Annotated in this window: 5 protein-coding genes; 4 read left to right on the top strand and 1 reads right to left on the bottom strand. The window is 33.9% G+C overall.

Annotation, left to right across the window (positions count from 1 at the left end; translation table 11 throughout):
* Nucleotides 1-140 precede the first annotated feature (140 nt).
* Nucleotides 141-1,649, bottom strand: a complete 1,509-nt coding sequence (locus AB4140_RS18725) for a competence protein CoiA family protein (RefSeq protein WP_372002172.1) — start codon at nucleotides 1,647-1,649, stop codon at nucleotides 141-143.
* A gap of 2,000 nt (nucleotides 1,650-3,649) precedes the next feature.
* On the opposite strand from AB4140_RS18725, the gene AB4140_RS18720 reads away from it, so the two are divergent.
* The 4 genes from AB4140_RS18720 (at nucleotide 3,650) to AB4140_RS18705 (ending at nucleotide 7,006) form a co-directional block, all read left to right on the top strand.
* Nucleotides 3,650-3,958 (top strand): hypothetical protein, encoded by a 309-nt coding sequence (locus AB4140_RS18720; protein WP_372002170.1) that lies wholly within the window; start codon nucleotides 3,650-3,652, stop codon nucleotides 3,956-3,958.
* A 402-nt stretch (nucleotides 3,959-4,360) separates the two neighbouring features.
* The gene (locus AB4140_RS18715; protein ID WP_372002168.1) at nucleotides 4,361-5,752 is read left to right on the top strand and encodes a leucine-rich repeat domain-containing protein; all 1,392 of its coding nucleotides are present in this window, start codon (nucleotides 4,361-4,363) and stop codon (nucleotides 5,750-5,752) included.
* 40 nt (nucleotides 5,753-5,792) lie between these two features.
* Nucleotides 5,793-6,095 (top strand): hypothetical protein, encoded by a 303-nt coding sequence (locus AB4140_RS18710; RefSeq protein ID WP_372002166.1) that lies wholly within the window; start codon nucleotides 5,793-5,795, stop codon nucleotides 6,093-6,095.
* A 542-nt stretch (nucleotides 6,096-6,637) separates the two neighbouring features.
* Nucleotides 6,638-7,006 (top strand): hypothetical protein, encoded by a 369-nt coding sequence (locus AB4140_RS18705; RefSeq protein ID WP_372002165.1) that lies wholly within the window; start codon nucleotides 6,638-6,640, stop codon nucleotides 7,004-7,006.
* Nucleotides 7,007-7,049 lie beyond the last annotated feature (43 nt).

Here is a 7,049-nt window from a genome sequence, read left to right as displayed (position 1 = left end):
GAGATATCCATTTCAAACACGTTTTGGGGCATGAACGTGTCAGCAGCATTTCACTGACACGTACCTGGACATAAATGAGTTAATGTCCACCTAGCAAACTAATTCATATGGCAAAAAAGGTTTTCTCAGTTCAGATAATTTTAATTAGATATTAATTTACTCAACTTAAGATCGCCCTCTTTCTCAGCGAAGTCCTCATTACGTACTATCCACTGTAAGCCGTAACTATGAATGGCAAACCCCATTGGTTCTAAGTGCTTTTTCATCCAAAAATATATAGATTTACTTCTACCTTCTATTGCTTTTTCAGTCATTTTAAAGCCTAAAAGTTTTCTTAACCAATCATTCTCAGCCAACAGCCCACAATCTATGGATTCGTAATTCTTAAGAAAATAATTTAGAGCTATAGATTGCCAGATGTAATTTGGGGCATTCCAATGAAAGTTAAACCTCTTTTGCTCCTCGGAGATTTTGCCTGGTGGCATTCTCAACCTTTTGGCCATATCCAGAAACTTCATATCGTTAGATAGCCCCTGAAAATCAGACGCAAAGGTTTGTATCGATTCTGATTTTAACAGCTCAACCTTACTCACATATTGTTTATACCGTGACTCCCAAATCTCAAGATTAATCCAGCAAAGATTTTCTAGCTTGATGTTGTCGTGCGAACTTGAATACCAGTAATTGAGATGAACACCTTGATCTAAACAGTTCGTATAGGAGCCAATAGGCACAAAAAAGATCGGAATGTTGGTCTTATCATTTAATTGAACAATTGCCTTAAGGATTGGTTTATTCTCTATACGGGTAAGGTTAGTAGTAATTGATGTGAGAACTAACTTAGGTGTCGGTAGCTCTTCTTTATATAGTCCAATCATTGCCACAGCAAGGTTTGGTAAGGATTGGTTACCTACAGCTTGTTGCAGCCAATTTGATGCTTTATTACCCACAAGAGTAAGGCGTTTTCTAAAGGTTGAGCGGGATTTTTTATGCAGTTTCTGATTTGCGTTTTGTACCAGTAACTCTTCTTTTCGATTGAACATCCACGAACGAGGTGCCTCTTTAAGCACAAAGTTTTTCAACTCACTAGGCGCAGTATTGGGCTCAAGCATACTTATATCGATCTCGATTCCACTTAACTGGCTGATTTTAAATTTGGTTTTGTCTTGTTCTGATTTTTGGTGACGATAAAAGATTTCCACAGCAAGCCGTTCACCACCATGCTCTATGAGAGCATCTGTAACTATATTACCGATTCTTTGCTCAAGCTTGGCAGAGTATGCTGAAAGTTTATTTAGTTGCCTATCAATGAGGTACTCGTATGTGCAACCTAAGGGGTCAACGTAACTCACTAAGTGCTGAATTTTTGGTAAGAACAAACCTTCTTCCCTAAATTCTACAATCATTTGCTTTGCTGCAAAGTGAAGTGCTGATTCTCCTTCACAGGCTGAGTTCGCTCTGTGAGCAAAGTGCTTAAGGCGATCTTTCCTACCGCCATTCTTAGCAACTAAGGTTTCGTTACAATCTACGCAGTAACACTCGCAGGAAAGACCATTTGGCACATCCCCTATATGTTTCATTCGACCTGATGAGTGACGAGCCCAAACCATAGTCCTTCTTTTTTCTACAAAAGCACCCTCAGAATACAAACTCACATTCCCTCACTAGCCGATACGGCCAAGCATCACACAAAATAAATAGTAATAATGATTGAAGTTAACAATACGCCCACTTTAAAATCCAAAAGGGCCTAACCAACAATTTTACCAGTTTTAAATTAAAAGCTATCACTCAACTTCATATCGTTTTTGAAGAGTAGGCAAGGTGTCTGGACATAAGTCACGATAATGACTTCTAACTGTGTAATCAGAAGTCAAATCAGTCCATTGTGATGATGCTCCATAGCTGTAACCTAGTAGGAACATAATTTGATTCATGTGTGGGGTTCCTTTCTCGTCTCTAAAAGGTGTAATTAGTGCTCGACTAACCTGATCCCATTGCTCACTTATGTAATCTAACCCGAGCGATTCAGTTAGAACTTCACATTCCACAGAATGCCTTAAGTCTTTTTTAATCAGCTCAGGTAACTGTGAGTTATCAGCTAAAGCACTCTTTGGAAAGGATATTGAAAAAGCTAAAAAGCAAAAGAAACAAGATAGTTTCTTTGTGGACGTCTGGTACATTATAAACCTTAAAAAATCACTTTATAAATTAAAGCAAAGAATAACCACATAAAATAAACGCAACAAGGTAAATAAACGTACACCATTGTATAAATTAAACTTAACAACATCATTGCTACAAAGTAAAAAACAAAATAATACTCCGTTCACTTTCGAATAAATATTAGGTATCTATTTATTGAGAGCAACAAAAAGTGGTCACTGTGTATGTAGTGGACAATGAATTCTGGCCACTACATTAGAGTCTGTCTAACCCATTTCTGGACAGAAACGGTTTAGAGTTGTTGTACTAGTCGATAGTAAGACTCATTAGATTTTGTAGCGGTTGCGAAGGAATCTAACGGATGCCCTTACTCCATTGGCCGTCTCATGTGTTACCCGCTGTGGTTTTAACCTTTTAGTTTGAGGCCAAATTAACTATTTCACTACACAGGTATCTTAGAATTAAATCTTAATGCCTTTTATTGTCTTTTGGTTGTAATGCCTATGGTTATTGGTACATTAGTAATATTCAATGCTTTAAAGCAATGGGTTGTGAAAACTGGCAGGTTAACAGAGGTTTAATTTAAGTGGTGTATTCGAGCAAGAGAGATGAGTTTGACAAAACAGTAGAGATGCTGAAGATCTTGTTTAAGGTTGAACATAACAAGTTTAGCTCTAAAAAGGTGCTGCAACATTTTGTTGTATTTGTTTTTCTATTTGCTGGCTTGCTACATTCACCAGATCAACATAAAACAGAGGCTTGGACGGCTAACGCGATAATGCCCAAGCTTCGTTTGATTTCAGAAAAGAAGATCGAGCAGCAAAAACTTTAATTACTGTTTCTTGGTTTTCAGCTTTGAAGTAGCGAAATAAAGTAAGCCATTTAATTTACTGATTAACATCATCCTATATTTGCTCGCCAGACACATTGCCTTTTTTCACTGTTGCTTGGCTCTTTAAACCGAGCACTTGACTCATAATCTCTTAATACGCTGACAGCTGTAGCAAGATCCATCATTACATGAGTAAGAGTTTCTTCTAGTTCTAAAAGTTTTACACTAATAAGCTTATTTAGTTCAACCTTATTATTTAAACTACGGCTTAGTTAAGTTATTGATTAATACGTACTCTAGCAAAGTAATGCTAGATAAACGAACAAAAAACTAAAAATGAGAGTTTATATTTATCTCTGACTTAAAGTTATCAGTAACGGTCACTTACCGATGAGAAAAAATTGGTCGAAAGACTCGCCACTGCTCTGTCCTGCAAATCGCCTGTAACTAATAAAGGGGCAATTACGTCTTAGACTGATCGCTCTAAGACGTACTGTAACCCTCCCTTAAAATCAGAGGTTTTTATTATTCAGCCAATGACTTGAAACTGTTTGGAGTTAGTAATATTCAACTGTCACCAAGTGATACTAATATTAATAAAGCAGGATTTTTTGAAGCTAATTATTGCAATTATAGTAATTAGGGGTGAGCTTGCATGAAGCTAAATTTTTTAAATGTTATTTGTGGATTGTATTTTATATGAATTTGAAAATATTTTTTGTAGCAATATTTATATTTTTAACTAATGGGTGTGGTTTATATAGCGTAAAGGACTATGGTTCTTTTGATAAAGGCGAGGGCACTATATGCGTGAATATGGAGCCTGCCCAACAAATATTGTGTGAGGAGGATGAACAAAGATTACAAATTGGATTGGGTGCAGACGAAGATTGTAATCATCCTTATGAATATGAAAGAAAAAGGTGTAAAAATGAAAAAGAAATACAAAAAAAGCTTTAAACGAAGCTTTTAGGAAAAATATAGAATAATAATCACAAGGTGTCTACTGAGCAAGATGCATTCCATTGAGATTAGTTCTAGTATAGCAAAAGTCAGTTTAATTAGAAGTTTTGTAAACAAAGTTAAATGTAGTCCATAAGTTGTGAAATCAATGTACTTTCTTCTCACGTAATAACGAATGAACGTAACACAGGCCAATACCAAACAAAAGCGCCATATAACAATGACAACCCCTCATAAAACAAGGTAAAATATGCTGAACAAATTATGGAGCGATTTATTTTTATAGCCATGGCTGGTTACTTCGTTTTACCGTCTAGAGTTTATAATACTGATATGTATAGTATTTAAGTTCCATTACTTTAGCCACTTATTAACATTGCTTACCATCAAGGCCATTTTATGAAAAATAGTATCGTCACAACAAATAAAAACAGTATTGCTGCAATTAAAAAAACGAAAAACTTATTGTTAGCTGCTAGCTCTATTTTGGCAGAAAAAAAATCTGACGATTGGGTTCTGAGATTATGGGAGTGGGCAGATAGTAGGGATATAGCAAAAGAAGTAATCCCGAGAAATAAAATTGACCTATTAAATTTAACAAACTTGCAACTATATTGTAAGTTGGATGACTCAACTAACTTTTTAGGGAATTTAAGTAAATTACATACTCTAGACTTAGGTTTCGTAGCAGGGGCCCAGCTACCGAAGTGGTTAATAAAGCTTTCCAATCTATCTGAGTTGAACTTACGTTTTTGTTATCTAAATATACTGCCTGAAAACTTGTTTGAGCTAACACAATTATCAAACCTTGATTTAATGGCAAATGAGCTTTTAGCGTTGCCTGATTGTTTTGGAAATTTAACTCAATTATCTGAGCTAAATTTATTTTTTAATAACCTATCGAAGTTACCTGATTCCTTTGGTAATTTAACTCAATTATCTAAGCTAGATTTATGTAACAACAACCTATCGGAGTTACCAGATTCCTTTGGTAATTTAACTCAATTATCTAAGCTAAATTTATGTAACAACAACCTATCGGAGTTACCAGATTCCTTGGGTAATTTAACTCAATTGTCTGAGCTAGATTTATCTGGTAATAACCTATCGGAGTTACCAGATTCCTTTGGTAATTTAACTCAATTATCTAAGCTAAATTTATTTAACAACAACCTATCGGAGTTACCAGATTCCTTGGGTAATTTAACTCAATTGTCTGAGCTAAATTTATTTTTTAATAACCTATCGAAGTTACCTGATTCTTTTGGTAATTTAACTCAATTATCTGAGCTAGATTTATCTGGTAATAACCTATCGAAGTTACCTGATCCTTTTGGTAATTTAATTCATTTATCTGAGCTAGTTTTATCTAGTAATAACCTATCGAAGTTACCTGATTCTTTTGGTAATTTAAATCATTTATCTAAATTAAAATTGTCGAATAATAATTTTACAGTGTTTCCTGAATTGTTAACTGATTTAGTAAAATTAAATCGACTTGATGTAAGTCTTCTATCTTTAACTTCCTTGCCAAATAATATAGGAAAACTAGTTGAATTAACTGAATTAAATTTATCGAACAATCAATTAGTTAACTTACCTAGCTCTTTTAAAAAACTAACAAAGTTAAAGCTGCTTAATTTGGGCAACAATCAATTCACTGCCCTACCAGATTGGATTGTTGAACTTCCAAACCTAGAGGCGCTTTACTTGGACGGGAACCCTATCGTCCAAGAGAGGAAAATAATCAGCGAATTAGAAGAACAAGGTTGCTCGGTATATTTTAATTAAACATATTTTATAACGTGTTTTAACATTATATGAGGTGCTCATGCAGCAATTATTAAAAAGACTATCCATTATTAAAGCTAGTGTTGCTTTGGAAGATTATGAAATAATTGAATTACAAATAAGTAAAATACAGTCTCTTGAGCTTGACAACGAAGCCCAAAGTATCATTGAACAATTAAATGAACACCAATATATAAGTGCAATAAGTAGTATCGATAGATATATTGATAAAAATACAGGCTTAGTTGTATATGAAGGTGCACAATCAGCAGCACTTAAGCTTGAACTGAAGATGCTCGAACTTAAATTGCAGGGGTTAAGCGATAAAAAAATGAAAAAATAAATAAAATCAACGAGTTCAATCAAATATACTCATTAACAGTAGGAGATCTGATTCAGTCTATTTTAAATATAAAGGTAGATATATTTTCGTATAAAAACATACTTAAAAAAAGACAATTTGAACATGATAATACAGAATATAAATCCATAAAATCAGATTATGATTTCTTAAATGAAGAAATAGAAAAAATCAAGCATAAGCTAAGCCGCCTTGACGAATTTAGTGATGAATATGATGCACTATATACTAACTATCAAGCCCTTAAGAAAGATATAGATAATAAAGAATCTCAACTAAATGAAGCGCGTAAGAAAGCCAAATTTTCTTTTAATGAAACCAAAGAAACCCCTGAATATAGACAAGCTAAATCAGAATCTAAATCCTTTGAGGAAGACAACAATGAAATTCAGCACGAAATAAAACAAAGTTATAACTTAACTAAAGAACAAATAAAAGAACTAAAAGTAGCTTACAGAAAAGCATCACAGTTGTGCCATCCTGATATTGTAACTAATGAGTTTAAAGAACAAGCACACGGGTTAATGTCAGAATTAAATACTGCTTATAGATTAAAAGATTTAGAAAAAGTATTAGGCATTCTGAAAAGCTTAATAGCAGGATCTGGATTTGTTGTTGGTAGTGACACATTTTTTGATGTAGATGCTTTGGCGGCACATATTAAAAGTATCAAACAACAAATAGATCAATTAGAGCTAGAAATAACTGAAATGGAGAGCGAAGGCGTATTGCATGATATTCAAAATATTGATGATATAGATGCATATTTTGACTCACTCTCGATTAAACTAAGTGATGAATTACAACATTTAAAAAATGAATTGAAGAATTTAGTAGAGATGAATGAAAAATTAGTCGATAGATGTACCAGTTCATTGAGCGCTTACGTTTAAAAGGCTAAAAATTTACTCTCAATCGGCAATAGATACTGGCGAG

Origin of the sequence: Shewanella sp. 10N.286.51.B2 (genome assembly GCF_041469265.1) — a bacterium.
Taxonomy (GTDB): domain Bacteria; phylum Pseudomonadota; class Gammaproteobacteria; order Enterobacterales; family Shewanellaceae; genus Shewanella.
Note: the sequence above shows the minus strand (reverse complement) of the source record. Positions and strands in the feature narration are given on the sequence as shown.

Bases quoted from the DNA above. Each gene is read 5' to 3' on its own strand.
- AB4140_RS18710 (WP_372002166.1), top strand. From the start codon at position 5,793: ATGCAGCAATTATTAAAAAGACTATCCATTATTAAAGCTAGTGTTGCT.
- AB4140_RS18705 (WP_372002165.1), top strand. From the start codon at position 6,638: ATGTCAGAATTAAATACTGCTTATAGATTAAAAGATTTAGAAAAAGTA.
- AB4140_RS18715 (WP_372002168.1), top strand. From the start codon at position 4,361: ATGAAAAATAGTATCGTCACAACAAATAAAAACAGTATTGCTGCAATT.